The sequence below is a fragment of the Rhodoferax saidenbachensis genome, assembly GCF_001955715.1.
Taxonomy (GTDB): Bacteria; Pseudomonadota; Gammaproteobacteria; order Burkholderiales; family Burkholderiaceae_C; genus Allorhodoferax; species Allorhodoferax saidenbachensis.
The window spans coordinates 3259275-3283721 of sequence record NZ_CP019239.1 but is presented as its reverse complement, the minus strand read 5'-3'; the positions used below and the strand labels follow the sequence as shown (position 1 = coordinate 3283721).

Sequence of the window (24447 nt, the reverse complement as noted above, 5' to 3'; positions counted from 1 at the left end):
TGCTGATAGAACGATAAAGGGGTTTGTATGCAGGATATGAACGACATGCTGTACTTCGCCGAGGTGGTGGAACGGGGCGGTTTTGCCGCCGCTGGGCGCCATCTGGGTATTCCCAAATCCAAACTCTCACGCCGGGTGGCGGAGCTGGAAGCCCGACTGGGCGTGCGTTTGCTGCAGCGCACCACGCGCAAGCTGTCATTGACTGAAGTGGGTGAGGTCTACCTGCGCCACTGCACGGCCATGCGTGATGCGGCGGAGGCGGCGGCCGAAGCGGTGGAACAGGCCCAGACCGAGCCGCGCGGCACCATCCGTGTAGCCTGTCCGGTCACGTTGGCGCAGACCACGGTGGGGCCGGTCTTGGCGCCCTTTCTGGTGCGTTACCCACAGGTCAAGGTGGACATGCGCGTGAGCAACCGTGTGGTCGATCTGGTGGAAGAGGGCGTGGATGTGGCGCTGCGTGTGCGCCAAACACTGGACGACAGCGGCAGCCTGGTGGTCAAGAACCTGGGGCGTACGCAGACTTTTCTGGTCTGCAGCCCCGCGCTACTGGAGCGTCAGGGGGCGCCGCAGTCGATCAACGACGTGGCGCGCCTGGACAGCGTGGCCATGTCGGCGGTGGATGGCAAAGCCAGTTGGCACCTGCTGGGGCCGGGTGGCGCCAGCCATACGCTGGTGCATCAGCCGCGTTATGTGGCCGATGACTTGCTGACCTTGAAATTTGCCATGTTGTGCGGCACAGGCATGTCGTTCCTGCCGGACTACATGTGCCGCGACGAGCTGCAGGACGGGCGCTTGGTGCAAGTGCTGCCGGGCTGGGCGCCGCCGCACGGCATCTTCCATGCGGTGTATCCATCACGCCGCGGCATGGTGCCCGCGGTGCGGCGGTTTCTGGATTTTCTGGGTGAATACACCAATGGCGAGGGATTTCCCAACGGGGTGGACCCCGCCGCCTGCATTTAGAGGCCGGCTAGCGCAGGCGCAGTGGGTCCCTGCGGCGCTCACTCCCGGGCTTGGCGCTGGGTGCCGCTGCTTCGGGTGGGGGGGCGTCGGGGTCGGTCCAGCCAAAGAAGCTGCAGATTTCCGCGCGCTGCTTCTGTGCATCGGCATACCCCAGGGCCATCAGCTCGCTGGTGTAGCTTGATTCAAACAGCAGGTAGCTGGCCAGCGCAGCGCCTTTTACGTCGGCCTTTTGGGACGACACGCCCACGCCGCCCAGCATGGTGCGCACCGCGTGGGGCAGTTCCTTCACATGGCGCGAGGCCACGGCATCCAGGCGCTGGCTGGGCGCAATCACCAGCAGCTCCACCGGGCGCAGGGCGCTGGCATTGCGTGCTTCGGCGGGCACCAGGTTGATGGTCTGGTTGATGCGGCGCACACGTTCAATGTCCACCGCCAGCGCATCCAGAAAGATGTTGGACAACGCGTGGCCCGCGATCTGTGCGATCGACGGGTAGGTGCTGGTGGTGTGCAGGTGCGCTTCGCTCTTGGGTTCGTGCATGCGGCCGGCACCAATCACCAGAATTTTTTCGGCCCCCAAATGGATGGCGGCTGCCACGGGTGCGCTTTGGCGCATGGAGCCGTCGCCAAAATATTCGGCGCGTCCATGGATATGCAACTCGGTAGCGGGGAACACAAAAGGAATAGCCGAGGACGCCAGCAAATGCGCGTGGGTGATCTTGTCGCGCACGGCCAGTCGCTGCGTGCGCACCCAGGGCATGATGCGTTTGTCGCCTTCAAAGAAGGTGACGTGGTCACCCGAGCTGTAGCTGGACGCGGTGACGGCCAGCGCCTGTACGTCACCCTTGCGTATCAACAGGGGCAGGCGTTCCAGCGGCACCAGGCGGTTCAGCAGTTCCCCCAAGGGGCTGTTGTCCAGCAACGAACGGGGCTTGAGGCGCCGCCACTTGGCGATCAGCCAGCCCACGGACAGCAGCGTCATCCAGCTGGCGCCCGAGCGCAGCATGCTCAGCGAATCGGCTCGGTACACATCGTGTGCGTGGAAGTTTTTCCAGGTATCGGCGATCAGGCGCACCGTGCCATCAAAATTGTCTGCGCCACAGGCTATGGCTGCGGCATTGATGGCACCGGCGGAGGTGCCTGTGATGATGGGAAAGGGGTTGCCCGAACCCGACTCGCCGCAGGCCACGCGGATGTCGGCAATCGCCTCCAGCACACCCACTTGGTAGGCCGCGCGTGCGCCGCCGCCGGTCAATAGAAGTCCGTTAACAGGTTTGGCGCTGGGTTCACTGGACATGGCAGCCATTATGGGTGGGCGCTTTGCTGTGTAAACGCAGAATCAAACGGGGTTAACCCGTATTGAGTTGCGCATGTGAGCAGGCATACAAGCGCAGGGGTTGCTGGCCCTTCGCTAGACTTGGGGTTACAGGAGACCTCAATGGCAGTGACAGAACAGTCCATCATGGGCGCTTTGCAAAGCGTCATCGACCCCAATACCGGCAAAGATTTTGTCAGCGGCAAGTGCATCAAGAACCTGCAAGTGCAGGGCGCCGACGTTCGTTTTGATCTGGAGATGGGATACCCCGCCAACAGCCAGATGCCGAGCTTTGTGGCCGCGCTGGTGGCAGCAGCGCAGGCCTTGCCCGGCGTGGGCGCTGTGCAGGTAAATCCCAAGCTGGCCGTTGCGGCCCATGCGGTGCAACGCGGTGTGCAACTGCTGCCCGGTGTAAAAAACATTGTGGCCGTGGCCTCCGGCAAGGGCGGTGTCGGCAAGAGCACCACAGCGGCCAACCTGGCCCTCGCCCTGGCCGCCGAAGGTGCGCGCGTGGGCTTGCTCGATGCCGATATTTATGGCCCCAGCCAGCCCATGATGATGGGCATCAGCGGCAAACCCGAAACCTCCGACGGCAAGACCATGGAACCGATGGAGAACCACGGCGTGCAGGTCATGTCCATTGGTTTTTTGGTGGACGGTGACCAGGCCATGATCTGGCGCGGCCCCATGGCCACACAGGCGCTGGAGCAACTGCTGCGCCAGACCAACTGGAAAGACCTGGATTACCTAATCGTCGACATGCCCCCGGGCACCGGCGATATCCAGCTCACGCTGGCCCAGCGCGTGCCGCTCACCGGTGCGGTGATCGTCACCACGCCGCAAGACATTGCACTCTTGGACGCCAAGAAGGGCATCAAGATGTTCGAGAAGGTGGGTGTGCCCATCCTCGGTATCGTGGAAAACATGGCGGTGCATGTCTGCAGCAACTGCGGACACGTGGAGCACATCTTTGGCGCTGACGGTGGCAAGAAGATGGCCACTGACTACGGCATGGACTACCTGGGTGCGCTGCCTTTGGCTCTCAGCATCCGTGAACAGGCCGACAGTGGCAAACCCACGGTGGTGGCCGAGCCCGACAGCGAAGTGGCAGGCCTGTACAAAGCCGTCGCGCGCAAAGTGGCGGTGAGCATTGCGGCACGCAACAAAGATTTTTCCAGCAAGTTCCCGACGATCACGATCAGCAAGAACACCTGATTTCGCGCGAAATTTAGGGAAAACAGGGCTCTAGCCCCCGTGGATATTGCGCAAGTAGCTACCAAAAGCGTAGCGCTTGCGCCGCGTCCTTGCGAACCTCACCGTGTGGGGTGCGGGTGGGCGTACCCAGCGCGACCCAGCCCACCAGGGTTTCGCCGGGCTCGGCAAACGCCTGGGCGATGTGCGGCGCACGCGCCTTGTCGCCGCTGAGCATCTTGCCGGCAAAACCCATTGCATGGGCGGCATTCAAAAAGTTGGTGACTGCACCGCCCACACACATCCACTGCTCGTGCGCGGGCACCAGCGGGTGGCCCAGGTCAATGCGGGCCAGCACCGCCACGGTGAGCGGCGCACGCAGCGCGCGTTCGCGTTCGATGGCCACACCCTCGGCGCCCTTGCCCTTGTGCTGGGCATGCTCTGCAAACAAATCTGCCAGGCGTGTGCGTGCTTCGCCCTGCACCACCACGAAGCGAAACGGCACCAGCTCGGCATGGTCGGGCGCGCGCAGGGCGGTAGCCACCATCTGCTGCAGTTGGGCGGCATCGGGGCCGGGTTCGGTCAGGTGTTTCACGCCCAGCGAATAGCGGCTGAGCAGGGTGTCGAGTGCGGCAGAGGTGTTCATGGCGAGGGCAAGAATAGCAGGCAGCCCCGCATAATCGGACGGACCTCTACCCAGCCGGAATTTGCGACATGAACCTATTGGCTTCCATGAAATACCTGGTGGCGCTGAACGAGCATCGCCACTTCGCACGCGCGGCCGAGGCCTGTCACATCACGCAGCCCGCGCTGTCCAATGCCTTGCGCGCGCTGGAGGAAGAATTTGGCGTGGTCATCGTGCACCGCGGGCGCACCTTTGCCGGCCTCACACAGGAAGGTGAGGAGGTGCTGTCGGCTGCGCAGCGCATGCTGCACGAACACATGGTGCTGCAACAGACCCTCAAGAGCACCGAGGAACGGCCGGCCGGTGGCCTGACCATAGGCGCGGTGCCCACGGCCATGCCGATTGCGGCGCGTTTTGCCGCCATGCTGCAGGCGCGGCACCCGGGCATCCTGCCCGTGGTGCTGTCCCTGAGCTCTTCGGAGCTGGAGACTCGGCTGGGCAATCTGTCGGTCGATCTGGGCCTGGGCTACACCGAACGCATGGACATGTGTGTGGGCAAGCTCAAGGCCATGCCGCAGTATGTGGAGCACTACTTTCTGCTGCGCCGCGCGGCGGTGCCGCATGCCGTGGAGCTGCAGGTGGGCGAGTCCGTGAGTTGGCAGGCGGCATCCCAACATCCGCTGTGCCTGCTCACGCCCGACATGCACAACCGCACCATCGTCAACGCGGCCTTTGCCAGTGTGGGCTGCCAGGTGCAGGCCCACATTGAAACTAACTCCATCCTCACCATGGCGCTGAGTGTGGTGGAGGGGCAGGTGTGCAGCGTGATGCCGGGGGCGCTGGTGGCCGCCGTGCGTGGCTACCGCGAGCTCGAAGCCCTGCCGCTGGACAGCCCGCAGGTGCGTACGCCCATCGGCTTCATGACGCATGCGCAGGTGCGCCCCTCCAGGGCCATGGCAGCGGCCCAGGCGATGGCCGAAGACAGCGTGTGGCTGCGCCATGTGGCCACACACAGCGGCTTGCTGATCGCGCCCTGACGGGACGCAGCCTTCATTTTTGAATGTCGCGCTGCAGCATTTAGTTTTTGAATCAAGGCATGTTGGGAATCAATTGGATTGATCAGGCTTGACCTGTGAAACTCGCGCCCGCCACGTTGGACAGCCGTGGGCCCGTGTTTTCATCAAAAAATTCCAAAGGAGACTCAATGTCTGGATTACTCGACAAGGAACGGATCATTGCCGGGCCTGGTTTCAACCGGTGGTTGGTGCCCCCGGCCGCACTGGCGATTCACCTGTGCATCGGCATGGCCTACGGTTTCTCGGTGTTCTGGTTGCCCTTGTCCAAGGCGTTGGGCATCAAGGACGCCATCAAATGCGGTCCTGAAGTCGGCTTCTGGGCACAGCTGTTTACCACCACCTGTGACTGGCAAATCTCCACGCTGGGCTGGATGTACACCCTGTTCTTTGTGCTGCTGGGTTCCAGCGCCGCCATCTGGGGCGGTTGGCTGGAACGCGCTGGTCCGCGCAAGGCGGGCGTGGTGGCGGCAGTGTGCTGGTGCGGTGGCATGCTGATCTCTGCGATCGGCATCAAGACCCACCAGTTCTGGCTGATGCTGCTGGGCTCCGGCGTGATTGGCGGCATCGGCCTGGGCCTGGGCTATATCTCGCCCGTGTCCACGCTGATCAAGTGGTTCCCGGACCGCCGTGGCATGGCCACCGGCATGGCCATCATGGGCTTTGGCGGCGGCGCCATGATCGGTTCACCCCTGGCCGCTGACCTGATGAAGTCCTTTGCCACCCCCACCGATGTGGGCGTGATGCAGACCTTTGTGGTGATGGCGCTGCTCTACTTTGTGTTCATGATGGCCGGTGCCTTTGGCTACCGCGTTCCCGAAACTGGCTGGAAGCCCGCAGGCTGGACACCACCGCCCGCGCAGGTCAACAACGCCATGATCACGCAAAAACATGTGCACGTGAAAAAGGTCTGGGGCATCCCCCAGTTCTGGTTGATCTGGATGGTGCTGTGCATGAACGTGAGCGCCGGCATCGGCGTGATCGGCATGGCCTCGCCCATGCTGCAAGAGGTGTTCGGTGGTTCCTTGATCGGTATCCCGGCCAAATTCGGTGAATTGGACAAAACCCAGTTGGCCGCGATTGCCACGGTGGCCGCCGGCTTCACCGCGCTGCTCTCGCTGTTCAATATCGGCGGGCGTTTCTTCTGGGCCAGCCTGTCGGACAAGATGGGTCGCAAGATCACCTACATCGTCTTCTTTGTGCTCGGTGGCCTGATGTACTTCAGCGTGCCCGGTAGCGCGGCAGCTGGCAGCATCGTGCTGTTTGTGGGCGCCTTCTGCGTGATCCTGAGCATGTACGGCGGTGGCTTTGCCACGGTGCCGGCGTATCTGGCCGACATCTTCGGCACGCAGATGGTGGGCGCAATCCACGGCCGTCTGCTGACCGCGTGGGCGACCGCCGGCGTGTTGGGCCCGGTGGTGGTGAACTACATGCGGGAATACCAATTGGGCCTGGGAATTCCGCGTGAACAGGTCTATAACCAGACCATGTACATCCTGGTGGGCATGCTGGTGGTGGGCCTGATCTGCAACCTGCTGGTGCGTCCGCTGGACAACAAGTGGTTCATGACCGACAGCGAACTGGCAGAAGAGAAAAAACTGGCGCACGAACGCGCCGCAGCGTCCGAAGTCGGCACCAGCTCGGGCGGCGCCGACAGCATTCCTACCGCTGTGGTGGTGTTTGCCTGGCTGGCCGTGGGTCTGCCGCTGGCCTGGGGCGTGTACCGCACCTTGCAAAGCGTGGCCAAGTTTTTCGCCTGAACGATAGCGAATTTGCAGGCATGAAGTGCGACAGGCGCGGAGATTTCTTCCGCGCCTGTCCTCCCTTGTGGAGTAGTAAGGATTGAGGTTGTTATGAGTGAGCAGAAAGTGGTGTTGTACGACGGACCCGCCGGTGGCTGGGGTGCCTTGCGCAGCGTGGGCAATGCCTTGCTCAAACAGGACATTCCCCTGAAGGGGGCCAAGACGCTGCTGTCGGCCAACCAGCCCGACGGGTTTGACTGCCCGGGCTGTGCCTGGCCCGACCGCAACCACGCGTCCACCTTCGAGTTCTGCGAAAACGGCGCCAAAGCCGTGGCTGCCGAAGCCACCGCGCGCCGCACCACCGCGGAATTCTTTGCACAGCACACCGTGACCGAGTTGGCCACGCAAAGCGACTTCTACCTGGAAGACCAGGGCCGCCTGACCGAACCCATGGTCTATGACGCGGCCAGTGACAAGTACCTGCCCATTGCCTGGGACGACGCATTTGCGCTGATCGCCAAGCACCTGAACGCACTGCCCGACCCGAACCAGGCCATCTTCTACACCTCGGGCCGCGCCAGCAACGAGGCCGCGTTTTTGTACCAGCTGTTTGTGCGCGAGTACGGCACGAACAACTTCCCCGACTGCTCGAACATGTGCCACGAGCCCAGCGGCAGCGGCATGCGCGAGAGCGTGGGCGTGGGCAAGGGCACGGTCACGCTGGATGATTTTGAGCTGGCCGAGGCCATCTTCATCTTCGGCCAGAACCCCGGCACCAACCACCCGCGCATGCTGGGCGAACTGCGCCAAGCGGCAAAGCGCGGCGCGCGCATTGTCAGCATCAACCCGCTGCGCGAGCGCGGCCTGGAGCGTTTTGCCGACCCGCAGGACAAGCTGCAGATGGCCACGATGGGCGACTCGCCCATCAGCACCCACTATTTCCAGCTGCGCATCGGCGGTGACTTTGCGTTTGTCAAAGGCATGATGAAGCACTTGGTCGAGTTGCAGGACGCCGGTGAAGACGTGTTGGACCACGCCTTCATCGCCGAGCACACCATTGGCGTTGAGGCCATGTTGGCGGATCTGCGTGCCGAGTCCTGGGCCTTGCTAGAGTCCGAATGCGGCCTGGGCGCCGAGCACATTCGTGCGGCCGCTGAGGTGTACCGCCAGGCCAAGAGCGTGATTGCCTGCTGGGGCATGGGCATCACCCAGCACCAGAATTCGGTGGCAACCATCCAGATGATCACCAACCTGCTGCTGATGCGCGGCAACATCGGCCGCCCCGGCGCTGGCCCGTGCCCGGTGCGCGGCCACAGCAATGTGCAGGGCGACCGCACCATGGGCATCTGGGAAAAGCCGCCCGTGGCGCTGCTGGACAACCTGCAAAAGGTCTTCGGCTTCACGCCGCCGCAGGCCCACGGCTTTGATACTGTTGAATCTATCCAGGCCATGCTCGATGGGCGTGGCAAGGTGTTTTTTGCACTGGGCGGCAACTTTGCGGCCGCCACGCCCGACACCGTGTTGACCTGGAAGGCGCTGCGCAACTGTGACCTGACCGTGCACGTCACCACCAAGCTCAACCGCAGCCACATCGTGCACGGCAAGGCCGCGCTGATCCTGCCCTGCCTGGGACGCACCGAGATCGACATGCAGGCCAGCGGCGCGCAGGGTGTGACGGTGGAAGACTCGATGAGCATGGTCCACATTTCGGTGGGCATCAACCCGCCGGCGTCTGCGCAGTTGTTGTCCGAGCCGGCCATCGTGGCCCGCTTGGCCGCTGCCACGCTCGCTGGCCGCAGCCAGACCCCTTGGCTCTGGCTGCTGGAAGACTACAGCCGCATCCGCGACAAGATCGAAGCCGTGTTCCCGGACTTCAAGGACTTCAATGCACGCGTCAAAGTGCCCGGTGGCTTTCGCCTGCGCAACACCGCCAGCGAACGCGTCTGGAACACCGAGAGCAAGAAGGCCGTGTTCAAGACCCACCAGGTTCCCACCGGCACCCCGCTGCAGCGGGCCCGCGAACGCAAGGGCGATGCGATTGTGTTTGCGCTGATGACTACGCGTTCCCACGACCAGTACAACACCACCATCTATGGCGCCGACGATCGCTACCGTGGCGTCTACGGCCAGCGCCGTGTGGTGTTTGCACATGCCGATGACATTCGCGATCTGGGCATGAAGGACGGCGACTGGATCGACTTTCACACCGTTTGGGACGACGGTGAGGAGCGCCGCGCCGACGGCTTCAAGCTGGTGACCTACAACATCCCGCGCGGCTGTTTGGCCGCCTACTATCCCGAAACCAACCCGCTGGTGCCGCTGTCGTCGGTGGCGGCCAACGCAGGTACGCCGACCTCCAAATGCATACCGGTGCTGCTGACGGCGCACCAGCGCGCATGAACCCAGACGCCCTGCAACGCGCCTTGCTGGCAGCGCTGGCGGAAGAGACCACGCCCCAATCAGTACCGCGTCTGGGCAAGCGCCTGGGCCAGGGCGCCAGCGTGGTGATGCGCGCGCTGACGCTGATGGGCAGCTCCGCGCTCGGCGGGCAGGCGGGCCCGGGCTGGGTACAGGTGGAGCTGGTGGACGAGCGCTGGATGGCGGCACTCACCGAGGAGGGGCGTCGCCATGTCGCCCAGCATCTGCATGCCTGAGTTCGAAGACCACCTGCCCTCGCCATTGGCGGACCGCGCGGTGCAGCGCATGCCGTTTGACGGTGTGTTGACCGATACCGTGGCGGCCGAGGTGCCGGTGGCGCTGGTGTTCAACGGCATCTCGCACGCCGTGATGATGGCTACGCCGCAGGACCTGGAGGCGTTTGCGCTGGGCTTTGCGCTCAGCGAAGGCATTCTGGATACACCGCAAGACTGTTTTGGTATCGAGGTGCATACGACCACTGTGGCTGCAGTGCAGAGCGTGGAAGTGCATCTGGATATCGCCGCACGCTGCTTTGCGCGGCTCAAAGAACGCCGCCGCAGTCTGGCGGGGGCCACAGGGTGTGGCCTGTGCGGCGTGGACAGCCTGCAGGCGCTGGACCTGGCCGTGCCACCCATGCCGCAACACGCCTGGGTGACGCAATTACAAGCCGCGACCGTGTTGCGGGCCTTGCAAGCCATGCCCGCGCTGCAGGTGCTCAATGCGCGCTGCGGCTCGCTGCACGCGGCTGGCTGGGCCAGCCCTGAGGGTGAGTTGCTGCAGGTCATGGAAGACGTGGGCCGGCACAACGCGCTGGACAAGCTGCTGGGTGCGCGGGCACAGGCGGGGCTTCTGGGCGAGGCGGGTTTCATTGTGATGTCCAGCCGCGCCAGTTACGAACTGGTACGCAAGTGCGCGCGCCTGCAGGTGCGGGCGCTGGCCACCATCTCTGCGCCCACCGATCTGGCCATCTCCATCGCCCGCGGCGCGGGCCTGCAACTGTGGGGCCTGTGCCGCGACCCGCGGGCGGTGCTTTACACATCGCTGAGTACCAGCTAGCCCCTAGAACTGCGGGGGAAACCGCGGTGCGTGAATAATCGGCTTTTGCGCACCGGTGAGGGCTTCCCCGTGAAACTGTCTTTTTATGCTTTGGGCTGGCGCACGCTGTGGCGTGACCTGCGTTCGGGTGACCTGCGCCTGGTCATCGTCGCCGTCATGCTGGCGGTGGCAGCGCTCACGGCCGTGGGCTTCTTTGCCGACCGGCTCAAGGGCGGGCTGCAGCGCGATGCGCGCCAGTTGCTCGGCGGTGACGCAGTCGTGTCCAGCGACAACCCGACGCCCGAGGCCTTTGTGGCCAAGGCGCGTGCGCTGGGCCTGTCGGTGGCCAGCACCACGGGGTTTCCGACCATGGCGCGTGCCAGTGATGCGCAGGGTGGTGCGGCCAAACTGGTGGCGCTGAAGGTGGTGGAGCCGGGTTACCCACTGCGCGGCGCGCTGCGTGTGGCTACCGCACCCGATGCACCGGACGCTGCCACGCGCGACGTACCCGCGCCCGGCAAAGCCTGGATAGACGCAACGCTGTTGGAATCGCTGGGCCTGAAGATGGGCGACGCGCTGCTGCTGGGCAACAGCAGCCTCACGATTGACCGCATCATCGTGATCGAACCCGACCGGGGCGGTGGCTTCATGAGTTTTTCACCGCGCGTGATGATCCACCAGGCGGATGTGGATGCCACGGGGCTGGTGCAACCCGCCAGCCGTCTGAACTATCGGCTGGCCGTGGCCGGTGAAGACGCACCCATCAAGGCCTTTGTCGACTGGGCCGATGCGCAGGTGAAAACCGGCGGTGTGCGCGGCGTGCGCGTGGAGTCATTGCAAAGTGGCCGCCCCGAGATGAGCCAGACGCTGGACCGGGCCGAAAAATTCCTGAGCCTGGTGGCGCTGCTGGCCGCGCTGCTGAGTGCCGTGGCGGTGGCGCTGGCGGCGCGCGCGTTTGCGGCCAGCCATCTGGATGACTGCGCGATGCTGCGCGTGCTGGGCTTGTCGCAGCGCACCATTGCTGCCAGCTACACCTTTGAATTTGCACTTGTGGGCCTGTTTGCCAGTGGCATGGGTGTGCTACTGGGGTATGGCGTGCACTACCTGTTTGTGCTGCTACTGGCCGGTCTGGTGGACTCGGCTTTGCCAGCGGCCACGATCTGGCCCGTGTTGCTGGGCATGGGCATGGGGCTCACGCTGCTGCTGGCCTTTGGCCTGCCACCGGTGCTGCAACTGGCCCAGGTGCCGCCGCTGCGCGTGATCCGCCGCGACGTGGGTAACCTGCGCCCGGCTTCGATTGGAGTGCTGGGTGTGGGCGTGGCAGGTTTTGCCGCGTTGCTGATGGCGGCCAGCAGTGACTTGTTGCTGGGCCTGATTGCTGTTGGTGGATTTGCCGGGGCCGTGCTGGTGTTTGCGGCCCTGAGCTGGGTGGCGGTGAAGCTGCTGCGCAGGAGCGTGAATGAAAGCACTGCGCCGCGCTGGCTGGTGCTGGCCACGCGCCAGGTGTCGGCGCGCCCGGCCTACACCGTGGTGCAGGTCAGCGCGCTGGCCGTGGGCCTGCTGGCGCTGGTGCTGCTGGTGTTGCTGCGCACCGACCTGATTGGCAGTTGGCGCAAGGCCACGCCACCCGATGCGCCCAACCGTTTTGTCATCAACGTCATGCCCGAGCAGTCCGACGCGTTCCGCAAGGCGCTGACGGACGCCGGTGTGGCCAAGCTGGACTGGTACCCCATGATCCGCGGCCGCCTGGTGGCGGTGAACGGCAAAGCTGTGTCGCCCGACGACTACGAGGAAGACCGCGCCAAGCGCCTGGTGGACCGCGAGTTCAACTTGTCCCATAGCGCCACGCGGCCGTCCAACAATGCCATCGTGGCCGGGCAGTGGACGGAAGAAGAGCAGGGCGCAGCCAGTGTGGAAGAGGGCCTTGCCAAGACGCTGAATCTCAAGCTCGGCGACACGCTGCGTTTTGACATCGGCGGCATGCAGACTGATTCCAAAATCACCTCGCTGCGCAAGGTGGATTGGGGCTCCATGCGCGCCAACTTCTTTGTGATGTTCCCGGTGGCCGTGCTCAAGGATGTACCGTCCACTTACATGGGGGCTTTCAAGGCGCCGGAAACCAAGGGCTTTGACAACGCGCTCGTGCACCAGTTCCCCAATGTGACGAATGTGGACATGACGACCACCATTGCCCAGGTGCAGCGCGTGCTGGACCAGGTGATCCGTGCGGTGGAGTTCCTGTTTGGCTTCACGCTGGCGGCGGGTCTGGTGGTGCTGTTTGCGGCCGTGACAGCCACACGCGAGGAGCGCGCGAAGGAGTTCGCCATCATGCGTGCAGTGGGCGCGCAGGGCAGCCTGTTGCGCCAGGTGCAGCGCACCGAACTGGCAGGCGTGGGCCTGCTGGCGGGCTTTTTGGCATCCATCGTTGCGGCGATCGTGGGCTGGGCGCTGGCGCGTTATGTGTTCGAGTTCGAGTGGACCGTCTCGCTGTGGGTGCCGCTGGTTGGCGCGCTGGCCGGCGCGGTGCTGGCGCTGGCAGCGGGCTGGTGGGGCCTGCGCGACGTTTTGCGCCGCCCGGTGGTGGAGACCCTGCGCCGCGCGACGACCTGATTTACTATGCTTTTGATAGCTGCTCGCGCACATTCCGCGGGGGATAGAGGCCCATTTCATTCATAAAACCCATGCAAATCCAGGAACCCAACGCAAAAACCCCCTTTGAATGGATAGGCGGCGAGCCCGTCATCCGCCAGATGGTGGACCGCTTTTATGACCTGATGGACCTGGAGCCGGGCTACGCCGCACTGCGCGCAGCGCACGGCAGCTCGCTGGACAAGGCGCGGGACCACTTGTTCTGGTTTCTGTGCGGCTGGATGGGCGGGCCCGATTATTTTGTGGAGCGCTTTGGCCACCCGATGCTGCGCGCGCGGCACATGCCGTTCAAGATCGGCATTCTGGAGCGCGACCAGTGGCTGGCTTGCATGGACCAGTCCATGATTGAGGCCGGCATAGACCCCGTACTGCGCGAGCGGCTCAAGACATCGTTCTTTCAAACTGCGGACTGGATGCGCAACGTAGGCGCTTAGGCCGCCCATAAAAAAGCCAGGCAGGTGCCTGGCTTGGAGTTGAGTGACGGCGGTTTATTTGCTGCCGTTGACGCGCTTGAATTCGTTCATGGCGACAGTGATGCACACGATGCCCCAGAACACGGGGTATTCATAGCCACCGGTGTTCCAGGTCCAGCCAAAGCCTTTGACCACTTGCAGTGCATACACCGCGATCAACAAGGCACCCGCAGCGCCCAGAGCGGCGAAGCGGGTGCAAATGCCCAGCACCAGTGCAATGCCGGTTCCCACTTCCACCAGGGCTGCGAGCACGACCCAAAATTCTGGTGGCGCAAAGCCCGCTTTGGCAAAGAAGCCCACGGTGCCAACACTGAGCGCGCCGTTGACAAACTTGCTGGCTGCATGGGGAAACATGAATGCTCCGCAGATGATGCGCAGGATGTTCCAAGGGTTGCTGAGATTGAAGCTAGCGGCCTCGATGGTGAAGTCGTTTTTGCGAATGCCAAACATGTTGTTTTCCTTATTAATGAGTGAAGCTTCATCGTAAGGTTGGCCGAACCCTTTGTGCATGGGCGAGCGCACGGTTGATTGATGTAAATCAGTTTCTACGCGGTTACAGAACTGCCCGGCTACGCCGCGCTGTGCAGAAACCCCATCAACAGTCTGGAGGGCGCGCGCGCCTGCACCCCTCGTTTTTCCAGACGGATTGGATGCGCAACCAACACGTCTGAGGCACCGCGCGGCCTGCGTGGGCCGTGCACTGGTGTGGTCAGTGCACGCTTCCTGCCATCAATTGGCGGGTGCGGACGCTGGCGCCATGATGATCACGGCCGCGTTTTCGCCGGGGGTTCCTGTGGCACCGGTTTTTCCGGTCTCACCTTGGGCGCCCGCAGGGCCCGGGACAGGGCTTTGCACGATGACGGGATTGGCAGGTGCCGCGACAACGGCGGGCGTCCGGTCGCAAGCGGCGAGGCCGGCCAGGGTGAGCGCGGCAAACAGGGCAAGGGAGGTGCGTTTCATGGGAACTTTCGTTAATGTGCGGAATGGCGTGAATGGGAAAGCTCAGCCTAAACCTCACATCTCCATGCCTCTGTTCGTTGCCAAACATAGTCCGCGATGCGTGCGCAGAAGTGTGCTTGCCGTCCCCGTGTGTTCAGGGTTGGGTTGGTGTTGCCGTGGATTGCACGGTATAGCGCAGTTGCGCCAGGTCAAACCCTTGTGCGCTGGCCGACGCAAGGGCCGCTTTCAGCAGTTCGGGGGATAACTGGGGTGTGCGCGACAGCAGCCACAGGTATTTGCGGTTCGGGTTGCCCACCAGGGCCCAGCGGTACTCCGGGTCGAGGCCGATGACCCAGTAGTCCGCCTTGAATGGCCAGAAGAACCACACTTTGAGGCGGCTGTTGCCAAACCCCGGCACCACGCTGGCGGTGCCAGTGGCCTCGTCAAACCCGCTATCGGTGCGGCACCGGTTGTCCACACGGATCGTGCCGTCAGAGGTGCTGGTGTATTCCGCGGTGGTGTCGGCGATGCAGTTGCGCTGAAAGAACATCGGATAGCTGGCGATCTCAAACCACTTGCCGCTGTAACGCGCCAGATCGACGGACGGCACGCTGTGCACCGGGGCTTGCGCCACAGATGCCAAGGGCATGCCGAACAAGATACAAGTGCAAAAAAAGCGGGCAAGGCGCATGGCGTTGGTGTGCATAGGGGGTTTTCTCAAAGCGATTCGTTTGCGGACGTTAAACGGAGCCGCGCAGCTTGTCTGTCTGCCAAACCACAGACCGGTGCATTCGCCACGGCGTCAACTGTCCGAGTCTGCGGGAATCAGTGGCGCAACCAGGGGCAGGGTCAGCACAAAACAGGCACCGCGCGGGCGTGCATTGCGCACATGGACCTTGCCGCCCATATTGCGTGTGACGATGTTGTGCACCACGCTCAGGCCCAGTCCCACGCCGCCGCGCCCCATGCGGGTGGTGAACATGGGGTCGAAAATGCGGCTCTGTATATCTTCCGCAATGCCGGTGCCGTTGTCGCTCACGGTGATTTCCACGTGATTACCCGCGATGTAGGCCTGCACGATGACTTGACCTTCGGTGCGGTTGTCAAAGGCATGCACCCGTGTGTTGTTCAGCAGATGGCCCAGCACCTGGCGCAGCAGCTCCGGGTAGCCAGTGATGAAAATGCCGGGGGGCACGCGGTTCTGAAAATCAATGGCGATGTCTTCGCTGGTGGTGGTGAAACGCGATGCCATGCCGGCCGTGAGATGGACCAGTTCGAAGGTGCTGAGTTCTTCCTTGCTGTTGCTTTCGGCTACCTGTTTGAAGGACGTCACCAATTCGGCAGCCCGCGCCAGTGAACGTTCGAGGACCACACCGGCTTCGACGGTGCTTGTCAGAAAGTCGGTAAGGGTGGACTTTTTGAGTTGTCCGGCATCTGCCTGCGCTTGCAACTCGCGCACCCGTTCGCCGATGGTCGAGCCAATGGTGAGGGCGTTGCCAATCGGGGTGTTGAGTTCATGCGCAACACCGGCCACCATGCGGCCGAGCGAGGCCAGTTTTTTGCTTTCCACCAGGTCGTGTTGTGTCTGGCGCAAATTGCTCAGCGTGACGGAGAGGGTGGCGTTGGTCGCCGACAGCTCCTGGGTGCGCTCGGCCACGCGTGACTCCAGCACCTCGGCGTGGCGCGCGATTTCGGTCTCTGCCTTCTTGCGTTGTTCGTTCTCGGAACGCAAATCTACGTTGACGGTTTGCAGCTCGCCCACCAGCTTGGCCAGCGCGCGCCGCGTGTTTTCCAGACTATGGCCCACGCGACCCAGTTCGTCATTGCGATGCCACTCCATGGTTTCATGGAGCCTGCCGTCAGCCAGCGCTTCGGATTGCATGACCAGCTTGTCCACCGGGCGTGTCAGGCGAAGGTGCAGGGTGATGAAGATCAGCGCAATGGCCGCCGCACCAATATAGGCGGTGCGCCACAGGAAGCGTTGTTGGGCGGCTGCGGTGGCGTCGGTCACGCCGTCTTCGTTGACTTGTACCGACACCGTGCCCAGGGTGTTGCCCTGCATCTGGATGTCGCGCGCCGCGGGTTCCACAGACGTGGGCTTGATGGCCCCGCGCTCCAGAAAGACCTGGCCCTCGGGCATGCGTTTGACCACGATGCGGGTGACCTTGGGGTCTTCCATGATCTTGTCGATCAGGGGTTCGGCAAACAGGGGGGGCAGTTGCCACAGCGGTTCGCGCAGAGACACGGCTAGCAGGTCGGCATACCGGTCACGGTCGGAGGTGAGTTCCCGGGACAGGCGCGCCTGAACCTCGGCCTTCTCAAAGGCGAACGCAATCCACGACGGAATGAGCAGGCCCAGCAACACGGCCAGTAGCAACACATACCGAAGCGATAGATTTCGGGGCGAAAAACTGCGCATGGTTCAACGACGATTTTTGGGGGCAGCTTAACAACAAAACCCTAGGTGAAAGAGCGCTTGCTATTCAAACGCGCAAACAAATTGCGCTTCTCACAGTTTTCAAAGGGTTTGCACTAGTCGTCTGTTCAGCCCAGGGTACGTCCCAAGGCCACGGCCGCGTCTTTCAAGCGGGGTACTTGCAGCAGAAGCTGTTGCAGCGGTGTGCGTACGGATGGCGCCTGCAGAGCCACGGCGCAGCGCACGGCCCGGCTGCCGGGCAAGGTCACCGGCACGGCCACGCAGACCAGTCCGTCGACAAACTCTTCGGCGTCCACGGCATAGCCCTGGCGTTTGATCTGTGCCAACTCGTCTTCCAGTGCGGCGCGTGTGGTCAGCGTGGTGGCGGTATGGCGTACCAGGGGCAGTGCACCGATCAGGGCGGCGCAACGGGCCGGCGGCAGATGCGCGAGAAACAGCTTGCCGCTGGCGGAGCAGTGGATGGGCACACGTGTACCGGGCTTGAGTTCCATGCGCAGTGGGAAGGCCGACTCCACCCGGTCCAGATAAATCACATCTGCACCACTGAGGGCCGTCAGGTTGACACTTTCACCCAGCTCGGCCACGAGCTGGCCCAGCACCGCGTGGCGCACCGCGCGGTGGGTGTCGGTGCCCAGCACGTTTTCTGCCAGTTGTGCCAACCGCTGTGTGGGCGCATACAGGCGCCCGCCCAGTCCGCGCGTGATAAAGCCTCCTGCTTCCAACTGGCTCAGCATGCGGTGCACACTGGGCTTGGGCCAGCCGCTGGCACGCACGGCATCCGCCAGGCCCATGGGCTGGCCCTGGGCGCAGAGGATTTCCAGCAGTTCTAAAAGACGCAGGCTGGGTGCTTGTTTTTCCATAAAGTTCCGTAATTCGAGACTTAATTAAATAATATTTCGAGATAAATTTGATTCCTGATTATCCTCCCAGACAAATAAGTGGAGACAAGAGCGTGCAGTTCAAAAACGTGGTGGTGACCGGTGCGTGTGGTGGTTTTGGCCAGGCGTTGGTGCGGGTGCTGTTGGGCCAGGGCGCCTGCGTGGCGCTGGTGGGGCTGCAGCGCCCCGTGCTGGAAGAGCTGGCCGCCCTGGCACCGTACCGCTGCGCCGTGTACACGCCTGATGTGTCCGACACCACGGCCATGCAGGCCTGTGCGGCGGACTGGGTGGGGCGTTTTGGCATGCCGGACCTGGTGATTGCCAACGCCGGCGTGGCCGGTGGTTTCGACACAGCGCAGGCCGATGACCTGGCCGTGCTGCGCCGCATGCTGGAGATCAATATTGTGGGTGTGGCGACCAGCTTCCAGCCTTTTGTGGCGGGTATGCGGGCGCAGGGCTTGGGTGCGCTGGTGGGCGTGGGCAGCCTGGCCGGTTGGCGGGGCATGCCGGGCAATGGCGCCTACTGCGCCAGCAAAGGCGGGCTCATGCGTTACCTGGAAAGCCTGCGCGCCGAGTTACGCGGCAGTGGCGTGCGGGTACACACCGTGAGTCCTGGTTACCTGCGTACCGCATTGACCGCGGGTAACCGCTTTGTCATGCCGGGCCTGATGGAGCCCGACGCGGCTGCCGTTGCTTTGTTGCAGGGCGTGGCGCGTGGGCGCGAACACATTGTTCTGCCACGCCGTATGGGTTGGCTGGCGCGTTTGCTGGGCTGCCTGCCTGCCGCATTACACGATCGCATTTTGCTGGGCCAGCCGCGCAAGCCGCGTGTCGGTGAGGCCGGTGCCACCGCCATTCCGGGCCTGCCACTGCGCGACCCGGGTGTCTGATTTTTTGTATTGATAAACATAACGGAGACAGTGATGACCGACCCCCTTTCCAATGGCGCCCCCATCGATACCCGAACGCAGATCGCCGTGATCGGCGCAGGCCCCAGCGGCCTGGCCGCTGCGCGCAGCCTGCAAAAGCTGGGGCTCCCGTTCCAGGGGTTTGAGACCCACACCGATGTCGGTGGCCTATGGAATGTGGACAACCCGCGCAGCACGGTCTACGAGTCGGCCCACCTGATCTCCAGCAAAAGCACCACCGAGTTTGCCGAGTTCCCCATGCGCGCCGACGTGGCGGACTACCCCAGCCACAAGGAGATGCGCCAGTATTTCTTTGACTTTGCCGAGCACTTTGGCCTGCGCGCGCACTACCACTTTGGCGCGCGCGTGCAAAAGACGGTGCCAGTGGGCGAGGGCGCGTCTCCCCTGTGGCGCGTGGAATGGACCAGCGCGGATGGCCAGACCCATAGCGCTGAGTTCAAAGGCGTGGTGATTGCCAACGGCACCTTGTCCGAGCCCAATATGCCGAAGTTCGAAGGCCACTTCGACGGTGAACTGCTCCACACCGCAGCCTACAAGAGCGCCGAGCAGTTCCGCGGTAAACGCGTGCTGGTGGTGGGTGCCGGCAACTCGGGCTGCGACATTGCCGTGGACGCGGTGCACGCGGCGGATAGCGTGGATATTTCGGTGCGCCGCGGTTATTACTTCGTCCCCAAGTACGTGTTTGGCAAACCCGCCGACACGGTTGGCGGCAAGATCAATCTGCCTGCCTGGCTCAAGCAAAAAGTCGACAGCACCGTGTTGCAGTGGTTCACCGGCGACCCGGTGCGTTTTGGATTTCCCAAGCCCGACTACAAGATGTACGAGTCGCACCCGGTGGTGAACTCCTTGATCCTGCACCACCTGGGGCATGGCGATATCCATGTGAAGGCCGACATTGCGCGCTTCGACGGCAAGACCGTGCACTTCAAGGATGGCACCGCCAAGAACTACGACCTGGTGCTGTGCGCCACCGGCTATCGCCTGCACTACCCGTTCATCGACAAGGCGCTGCTCAACTGGCAGGGCATGGCGCCGCAGTTGTACCTGAACATCCTGTCGCAGCGTTTCGACAACCTGGCCGTGTTGGGCATGATCGAGGCCAGCGGCATCGGCTGGCAGGGGCGTTACGAGCAGGCCGAGCTGGTGGCACGCTTCTTTGCGGCACAGGCCAGTGGTTCATCCAAGGCCGACGCGATGCGTCGCACCAAGGCCGGCCCCACGCCCGATTTGTCGGGCGGCTACAGCTACCTGAAGCTCGAACGTATGGCCTACTACGTGCACAAAGACACGTACCGCAAAGCGGTGCGCGCTGCGGCTGCGGCCTTGGTCTGAAGAAAACCGCCGTTCATCCTGCGCTTGTCGAAGCCTTACCCTTCGACAAGCGCAGGATGAACGGTTCTTAAACAGAGATTTACCTCCTTGGAAAGCCTAGCCATGATGCCTGTTGACGAAGTTCGCCTGCATTTCAATCCTGCCTCGCTGATGGTGCTGAACGCCGTGCTGGGCTTCCTGATGTTCGGCATTGCGCTGGACACACGGGTAGCCGATTTCAAACGCGTGTTGCGCATGCCAGTGGCTATGGGGGTCGGGGTGGCCGCGCAGTTCATCATGCTGCCCGCCGTTACCTACTGCCTGACCCTTTTGCTGCAGCCCGCACCCAGCATTGCACTGGGCATGATCCTGGTGGCTTGCTGCCCGCCCGGCAATATCAGCAACATCCTGACGCACCGCGCCAAGGGCAATGTGGCGCTGTCGGTGTCCATGACGGCGCTGTCCAACGCGCTGTCCATTGTGCTGATGCCCCTGAACTTCGCGTTCTGGGCTGGCATGCATCCCACCGCTTCGGCGCTGTTCAAAACCATTGCACTGAACCCGACCGAGATGGCAGGCCACATCGTCATCATCATCGGACTGCCGTTTGTGATGGGAGTGGCCTGTGCCGAACGCCTGCCCAAACTGGCGGAGAAAATTCGCAAACCGGCGCGCATTCTGAGCTTCCTCTGCCTGGTCGCTTTCATTCTGGGCGCTGTGGCAGGCAACTGGCGCTATTTCCTGGACTATGTGGGACTGGTGCTGCTGGCAGTAGCACTGCATGACGCGCTGGCATTTTTGACCGGCTACCTGTGTGCCCGCGCCTGCCGTCTTTCTGACTATGACCGCCGCGCGGTGTCTATCGAAGTGGGCATTCGCAATGCGGGCCTGGGCCTGGTGCTGATCTTCAGTTTCTTTGATGGCCTGGGTGGCATGGCTGTGGTCGCCGGTGTCTGGGGTTTCTGGGACATCATTGCTGGCATGGCCTTGGCGGGCTGGTGGGGCCGGCGCCCTCCGGCACAGGGAGAAGTGGCATGAGCGTGGCGATTACGGGCGCGGCCCAACGCATTTTTGTGACAGGGGCCGATGGTTTTCTGGGCCGTGGTCTGGTGGCCGCGCTGGCGCGTGAGCCGGGCGTGCAAACCATTGTGGCCGCCGATGTGCGTGAAGTGCCGCAGGAGCAGCGCTTGGCCAATGTGGTTTACGTGGTGCAGGACGTGCGCGATCCCCATCTGGGTGAGACGCTGGCCGCCCATGCTATCGACACGGTGGTGCACCTGGCGTCCATCGTGACACCCGGCAAAAACTCGAACCGCGAATTTGAATACTCGGTCGACGTGCTGGGCAGCCGCAACGTGCTGGAGGCCTGCGTGGCCCAGGGCGTGCAGCAGATTGTGGTGAGCTCCAGTGGTGCCGCCTATGGCTACTACGCTGACAACCCGGCCTGGCTGCGCGAGACCGATACGCTGCGGGGCAACACCACCTTTGCCTATTCCGACCACAAACGGCTGGTCGAAGAGATGCTGCTGGCGTACCGCCAGAAACACCCGGCACTGGCACAGACCGTGTTGCGCATAGGCACCATTTTGGGCGAGCGCGTGGACAACCAGATCACGGCGCTGTTTGAAAAACCGGCCCTGCTGGGGATCAAGGGCAGCGAGAGCCCCTTTGTTTTCATCTGGGATGAAGACGTGACCGGTGCCATCCTGCATACCCTGCGTACGCGCCATGCGGGTTGTTTCAACCTGGCCGGTGACGGTGCCCTGCCGCTGTATGAGATCGCCCAACGCCTGGGCAAACCTTTGCGGCAATTACCTGCATGGTTGCTGACTGCGGCGTTGACCGTGGGTAAGGCCTTGGGTGTGAGCCGCTACGGGCCGGAGCAACTGGATTTCTTGCGTTACCGCCCGGTATTGCTGAACACGGCGCTGAAGGCCGACTTTGGCTATGTGCCGGGTAAAACCAGCAGCCAGGCGTTTGATGCCTTTGTCGCTGCCAGAGCCGCGCAGGGCCGCGCGTTGGTACGCACCAAGGAGACCGCGTGAGCACTGTGGGACAAGGCCAGGTCTTGAGCCGTGGCGATTGGCTGCGCGCGTTGGCGGTGGTGGTGATCTGGGGTTTGAATTTTGTGGTCATGAAAGTGGGCCTCAAGGGCCTGAGTCCCATGCTGCTGGGCGCGCTGCGTTTTGCGGCGGCCTCTTTGCCGTTCCTGCTGTTTGTGCGCATGCCCACACTGCCTTGGCGCTATGTGGCGGGCTACGGGCTGGCCCAGGGCTTGGGCCAGTTTGGCTTCTTGTTCTGGGGTTTGCAGCTGGGCATGACGGCCGGCATGGCCTCGGTGGTGATGCAGATGCAGGCATTCTTTACGCTCTTGCTGGCGGCGCCCCTGCTGGGTGAACGCGCCCGCGGTTGGCAGTGGCTGGGGCTGGTGGTGGCGCTGGGCGGTTTGGCCATGATTGGCATGGCCCATGGTGAAGGGCCGGGCCAAATGACCTTGATCGGTTTTGTGCTCACGGCATCTGCCGCGTTCATGTGGGCGGTATCCAACGTGGTGGTGCGTTTTGCCACCCGCCATGGGTCCTACGAACCGTTCAATTTCATCGTCTGGAGCAGTGTGTTCCCCATCCTGCCTTTCTTAGGTCTGGCCCTGTGGTCAGAAGGCTGGACACAGATTGTTCATGAAGTGCAGGGCCTGGATGTGGGCGCTGTCTTGTCCGTGCTCTATCTGGCTCTGCTGGCCACGTTGTTGGCCTACACAATGTGGACGCGTTTGCTGCAGCGCCATCCGGCCGGCAGGGTGACACCGTTTTCGCTCTTGGTGCCCGTGGTCGGGCTGGCGGCAGCGGGAGTAGTTTTTGGGGAAGTACCCTTGCCGCTGCAATGGGCTGGCACCGGTGCCGTGTTGCTGGGCCTGGTGATCAACCAGACCGGGAGCTGGGTGGCTGCGCGGTGGGCGCGGCAGCCTGTCGTCAAGGCGTAAAAACCGTTCGGGCTGAGCTTGTCGAAGCCTTGCACCCCTTCGACAGGCTCAGGGCGAACGGATTTTGTATTGCAGAGGCAAGTTGCGCCCTAGCCTAAGCGCAAAGGTTGCAATAACACCACCAACGCCCCGGCGCCACCTTGTGCGGGAGGGGCTTGCACAAAGGCCACCACTTCCGACTTTTGCACCAGCCAGCGGTGCACTTTTTCCTTGAGCACCGGCGTCTTGCCCGGTGAGCCCAGGCCCTTGCCGTGCACCACGCGAACGCAGCGCATGCCCTGTTTGTGGGCGTCGCGGATGAATTGGCCCAACACCTCACGCGCTTCGTCACTGCGCAGGCCGTGCAGGTCGATCTGTTTCTGGATGCTCCATTTGCCCTTGCGCAGTTTTTGCGCCACGTCGGGCCCCACGCCGGGGCGGCGAAAACTCAGGTGGTCATCGGTGTCGAGTAGGCTGCTCACGTCCACTTCATCGCTGAGTGACTCGACCAGGGCGGCGGCTTCGTCGCGTTGTTGTTGCTTGGGGATGGGCAGCGGTGGTGCGGGGGCCAGTTGGGCGCGGCGTTTTTCCGGCAGCGGCTTGACTGCCCCGACCGCCGCTTGAAACAGGTTGCTCTGGGCCATGCGCAGTTTGGCTTCTACTGCCTGCTGTGCGGCCAGGGCGGCTGCGCGTTGGGCCTGCGCCTCGATGTCAGCTTTGACACGTTTGAGGTCAGCCAGAGAGGTGATTTTTTGCGGCTTGCTTTTGCCCGGTGCGGTGCTCACAGCAAGCCTTTCTCGGCCATCGACAGCGCCTGTCCGGGGCCGACGATGATGTGGTCCAGCACCCGCACATCGACCAGCGCCAGTGCGGCCTTGAGGGTTTGGGTGAGTGCTTCATCGGCCCGTGAGGGTTGCACCGTGCCGCTGGGGTGGTTGTGCGCCAGCACCACGGCGGCGGCCTGGTGGTGCAGGGCGCGGATGACCACCTCGCGGGGATAGACCGAAGTCTGTGACAACGTGCCGCGAAACAGCTCTTCCATGGCCAGCAAGCGGTTTTGGCTGTCCAGAAACAGCAGAGCAAAGACCTCATGGCCCTTGGCCGCCAGGTGCAGTTGCAGGTAGTGTTTCACCGCCTGTGGATCGGCAAACACTGTGCGTTCCTGCAGTTGTTGGGCTAGCGCGCGGCGGGCCAGTTCCAGCACCGCCACAATTTCGGCGCGTTTGGCCGGTCCCAGGCCCTTCACGCGTTTGAGGTCGTCTGCCGTGGCGTTGAGCAGGCCGGCAATGCCGCCAAACCCTGCGTTGCCGCCTTCGGCGACCTTATGGCCCTGGAGCTGCAGCAATTCTTCGGCCATTTGCAGCACGCCCTTGCCCTGGATGCCGGTGCGCAGCAGCAGTGCCAGCAGTTCGGCATCGCTCAGGGCCTGTGCGCCCCGCGCCAGCAGCTTTTCGCGGGGGCGGGCGTCGGCGGGCAGGTCTTTGAGGGGCATGGTGGGGGTGTCAGCAGGCCGAGG

At 63.2% G+C, this 24447-nt stretch carries 23 protein-coding genes; 14 read left to right on the top strand and 9 right to left on the bottom strand.

Features of this window, described 5'->3' with window-relative positions; translation table 11 throughout:
• Positions 1-27: 27 nt before the first annotated feature.
• Complete coding sequence (locus RS694_RS15660; RefSeq protein ID WP_076069808.1) at positions 28-960, top strand: LysR family transcriptional regulator; 933 nt, start codon at positions 28-30, stop codon at positions 958-960.
• Positions 961-967: 7 nt separating this feature from the next.
• On the opposite strand, the gene RS694_RS15655 is transcribed toward RS694_RS15660, so the two are convergent.
• Positions 968-2263 carry a patatin-like phospholipase family protein gene (locus RS694_RS15655; RefSeq protein ID WP_083664568.1) on the bottom strand — a complete coding sequence of 432 codons (1296 nt, stop codon included), beginning with the start codon at positions 2261-2263 and terminating at the stop codon, positions 968-970.
• Between the two features lie 132 nt (positions 2264-2395).
• Between RS694_RS15655 and apbC the strand changes: the two genes are divergently transcribed.
• Complete coding sequence (apbC, locus tag RS694_RS15650) at positions 2396-3487, top strand: iron-sulfur cluster carrier protein ApbC (protein WP_029709153.1); 1092 nt, start codon at positions 2396-2398, stop codon at positions 3485-3487.
• 58 nt (positions 3488-3545) lie between these two features.
• Here the strand turns inward: apbC and RS694_RS15645 are convergent, their stop codons facing one another.
• Positions 3546-4109 (bottom strand): nitroreductase family protein, encoded by a 564-nt coding sequence (locus RS694_RS15645; protein ID WP_029709154.1) that lies wholly within the window; start codon positions 4107-4109, stop codon positions 3546-3548.
• 68 nt (positions 4110-4177) lie between these two features.
• On the opposite strand from RS694_RS15645, the gene RS694_RS15640 reads away from it, so the two are divergent.
• The 7 genes from RS694_RS15640 (at position 4178) to RS694_RS15610 (ending at position 13439) form a co-directional block, all read left to right on the top strand.
• A complete protein-coding gene (locus RS694_RS15640) occupies positions 4178-5125 on the top strand; it encodes a LysR family transcriptional regulator (RefSeq protein WP_029709155.1) in 948 nt (315 codons plus the stop codon).
• Between the two features lie 167 nt (positions 5126-5292).
• Positions 5293-6921, top strand: coding sequence for an OFA family MFS transporter (locus tag RS694_RS15635; RefSeq protein ID WP_029709156.1), 1629 nt, complete (start codon positions 5293-5295; stop codon positions 6919-6921).
• 93 nt (positions 6922-7014) lie between these two features.
• Positions 7015-9303, top strand: coding sequence for an FdhF/YdeP family oxidoreductase (locus RS694_RS15630; protein WP_037248129.1), 2289 nt, complete (start codon positions 7015-7017; stop codon positions 9301-9303).
• Positions 9300-9557, top strand: a complete 258-nt coding sequence (locus RS694_RS15625; RefSeq protein ID WP_029709158.1) for a hypothetical protein — start codon at positions 9300-9302, stop codon at positions 9555-9557. The genes RS694_RS15630 and RS694_RS15625 overlap by 4 nt, the downstream gene beginning before the upstream one ends.
• Positions 9558-9606: 49 nt before the next feature.
• A complete protein-coding gene (gene fdhD, locus RS694_RS15620; RefSeq protein ID WP_081708699.1) occupies positions 9607-10377 on the top strand; it encodes a formate dehydrogenase accessory sulfurtransferase FdhD in 771 nt (256 codons plus the stop codon).
• A gap of 69 nt (positions 10378-10446) precedes the next feature.
• Entirely contained in the window at positions 10447-12966 is a 2520-nt protein-coding gene (locus RS694_RS15615) for an ABC transporter permease (protein ID WP_029709160.1), read from the top strand.
• Between the two features lie 71 nt (positions 12967-13037).
• Positions 13038-13439: a group II truncated hemoglobin gene (locus RS694_RS15610; protein WP_029709161.1), complete on the top strand. Its 402-nt coding sequence runs from the start codon at positions 13038-13040 to the stop codon at positions 13437-13439.
• Between the two features lie 54 nt (positions 13440-13493).
• Here RS694_RS15610 and RS694_RS15605 read toward each other — a convergent pair whose 3' ends face one another.
• The 5 genes from RS694_RS15605 to RS694_RS15585 all read right to left on the bottom strand — a co-directional run bounded on the left by RS694_RS15605 (position 13494) and on the right by RS694_RS15585 (position 17714).
• Positions 13494-13928: a DoxX family protein gene (locus tag RS694_RS15605; RefSeq protein ID WP_029709162.1), complete on the bottom strand. Its 435-nt coding sequence runs from the start codon at positions 13926-13928 to the stop codon at positions 13494-13496.
• Positions 13929-14207: 279 nt separating this feature from the next.
• Positions 14208-14438, bottom strand: coding sequence for a hypothetical protein (locus RS694_RS15600; RefSeq protein WP_029709163.1), 231 nt, complete (start codon positions 14436-14438; stop codon positions 14208-14210).
• Between the two features lie 133 nt (positions 14439-14571).
• Entirely contained in the window at positions 14572-15066 is a 495-nt protein-coding gene (locus RS694_RS15595; RefSeq protein WP_241464160.1) for a lipocalin family protein, read from the bottom strand.
• Positions 15067-15219: 153 nt separating this feature from the next.
• Positions 15220-16836 (bottom strand): sensor histidine kinase, encoded by a 1617-nt coding sequence (locus RS694_RS15590; protein WP_081708698.1) that lies wholly within the window; start codon positions 16834-16836, stop codon positions 15220-15222.
• 125 nt (positions 16837-16961) lie between these two features.
• The gene (locus tag RS694_RS15585) at positions 16962-17714 is read right to left on the bottom strand and encodes an IclR family transcriptional regulator (RefSeq protein ID WP_029709166.1); all 753 of its coding nucleotides are present in this window, start codon (positions 17712-17714) and stop codon (positions 16962-16964) included.
• A 92-nt stretch (positions 17715-17806) separates the two neighbouring features.
• Here RS694_RS15585 and RS694_RS15580 point away from each other — a divergent pair, with 92 nt between their 5' ends.
• The 5 genes from RS694_RS15580 to RS694_RS15560 all read left to right on the top strand — a co-directional run bounded on the left by RS694_RS15580 (position 17807) and on the right by RS694_RS15560 (position 22952).
• Positions 17807-18622 carry an SDR family oxidoreductase gene (locus RS694_RS15580; protein ID WP_037248134.1) on the top strand — a complete coding sequence of 272 codons (816 nt, stop codon included), beginning with the start codon at positions 17807-17809 and terminating at the stop codon, positions 18620-18622.
• Between the two features lie 33 nt (positions 18623-18655).
• Entirely contained in the window at positions 18656-19993 is a 1338-nt protein-coding gene (locus RS694_RS15575) for a flavin-containing monooxygenase (RefSeq protein WP_029709168.1), read from the top strand.
• 102 nt (positions 19994-20095) lie between these two features.
• Positions 20096-21010, top strand: coding sequence for a bile acid:sodium symporter family protein (locus tag RS694_RS15570; RefSeq protein ID WP_029709170.1), 915 nt, complete (start codon positions 20096-20098; stop codon positions 21008-21010).
• Entirely contained in the window at positions 21007-22017 is a 1011-nt protein-coding gene (locus RS694_RS15565) for an SDR family oxidoreductase (protein WP_029709171.1), read from the top strand. The genes RS694_RS15570 and RS694_RS15565 overlap by 4 nt, the downstream gene beginning before the upstream one ends.
• 23 nt (positions 22018-22040) lie before the next feature.
• Positions 22041-22952: an EamA family transporter gene (locus RS694_RS15560; protein ID WP_029709172.1), complete on the top strand. Its 912-nt coding sequence runs from the start codon at positions 22041-22043 to the stop codon at positions 22950-22952.
• A gap of 89 nt (positions 22953-23041) precedes the next feature.
• Here RS694_RS15560 and RS694_RS15555 read toward each other — a convergent pair whose 3' ends face one another.
• Together RS694_RS15555 and radC are read right to left on the bottom strand one after the other, a co-directional pair.
• On the bottom strand, positions 23042-23716 hold the full coding sequence (locus RS694_RS15555; RefSeq protein ID WP_029709173.1) for a Smr/MutS family protein: 675 nt from the start codon (positions 23714-23716) through the stop codon (positions 23042-23044).
• Positions 23713-24423 (bottom strand): RadC family protein, encoded by a 711-nt coding sequence (gene radC, locus RS694_RS15550; RefSeq protein WP_029709175.1) that lies wholly within the window; start codon positions 24421-24423, stop codon positions 23713-23715. The genes RS694_RS15555 and radC overlap by 4 nt, the downstream gene beginning before the upstream one ends.
• Positions 24424-24447: the final 24 nt, after the last annotated feature.

Excerpts from the sequence above, each read along its gene's own strand:
- RS694_RS15660 (WP_076069808.1), top strand. The coding sequence starts at position 28 with ATGCAGGATATGAACGACATGCTGTACTTCGCCGAGGTGGTGGAACGG.
- RS694_RS15655 (WP_083664568.1), bottom strand. The coding sequence starts at position 2,263 with ATGGCTGCCATGTCCAGTGAACCCAGCGCCAAACCTGTTAACGGACTT.
- apbC (WP_029709153.1), top strand. The coding sequence starts at position 2,396 with ATGGCAGTGACAGAACAGTCCATCATGGGCGCTTTGCAAAGCGTCATC.
- RS694_RS15645 (WP_029709154.1), bottom strand. The coding sequence starts at position 4,109 with ATGAACACCTCTGCCGCACTCGACACCCTGCTCAGCCGCTATTCGCTG.
- RS694_RS15640 (WP_029709155.1), top strand. The coding sequence starts at position 4,178 with ATGAACCTATTGGCTTCCATGAAATACCTGGTGGCGCTGAACGAGCAT.
- RS694_RS15635 (WP_029709156.1), top strand. The coding sequence starts at position 5,293 with ATGTCTGGATTACTCGACAAGGAACGGATCATTGCCGGGCCTGGTTTC.
- RS694_RS15630 (WP_037248129.1), top strand. The coding sequence starts at position 7,015 with ATGAGTGAGCAGAAAGTGGTGTTGTACGACGGACCCGCCGGTGGCTGG.
- RS694_RS15625 (WP_029709158.1), top strand. The coding sequence starts at position 9,300 with ATGAACCCAGACGCCCTGCAACGCGCCTTGCTGGCAGCGCTGGCGGAA.
- fdhD (WP_081708699.1), top strand. The coding sequence starts at position 9,607 with ATGCCGTTTGACGGTGTGTTGACCGATACCGTGGCGGCCGAGGTGCCG.
- RS694_RS15610 (WP_029709161.1), top strand. The coding sequence starts at position 13,038 with ATGCAAATCCAGGAACCCAACGCAAAAACCCCCTTTGAATGGATAGGC.
- RS694_RS15605 (WP_029709162.1), bottom strand. The coding sequence starts at position 13,928 with ATGTTTGGCATTCGCAAAAACGACTTCACCATCGAGGCCGCTAGCTTC.
- RS694_RS15600 (WP_029709163.1), bottom strand. The coding sequence starts at position 14,438 with ATGAAACGCACCTCCCTTGCCCTGTTTGCCGCGCTCACCCTGGCCGGC.
- RS694_RS15595 (WP_241464160.1), bottom strand. The coding sequence starts at position 15,066 with ATGCCCTTGGCATCTGTGGCGCAAGCCCCGGTGCACAGCGTGCCGTCC.
- RS694_RS15590 (WP_081708698.1), bottom strand. The coding sequence starts at position 16,836 with ATGCGCAGTTTTTCGCCCCGAAATCTATCGCTTCGGTATGTGTTGCTA.
- RS694_RS15585 (WP_029709166.1), bottom strand. The coding sequence starts at position 17,714 with ATGGAAAAACAAGCACCCAGCCTGCGTCTTTTAGAACTGCTGGAAATC.
- RS694_RS15575 (WP_029709168.1), top strand. The coding sequence starts at position 18,656 with ATGACCGACCCCCTTTCCAATGGCGCCCCCATCGATACCCGAACGCAG.
- RS694_RS15570 (WP_029709170.1), top strand. The coding sequence starts at position 20,096 with ATGATGCCTGTTGACGAAGTTCGCCTGCATTTCAATCCTGCCTCGCTG.
- RS694_RS15565 (WP_029709171.1), top strand. The coding sequence starts at position 21,007 with ATGAGCGTGGCGATTACGGGCGCGGCCCAACGCATTTTTGTGACAGGG.
- radC (WP_029709175.1), bottom strand. The coding sequence starts at position 24,423 with ATGCCCCTCAAAGACCTGCCCGCCGACGCCCGCCCCCGCGAAAAGCTG.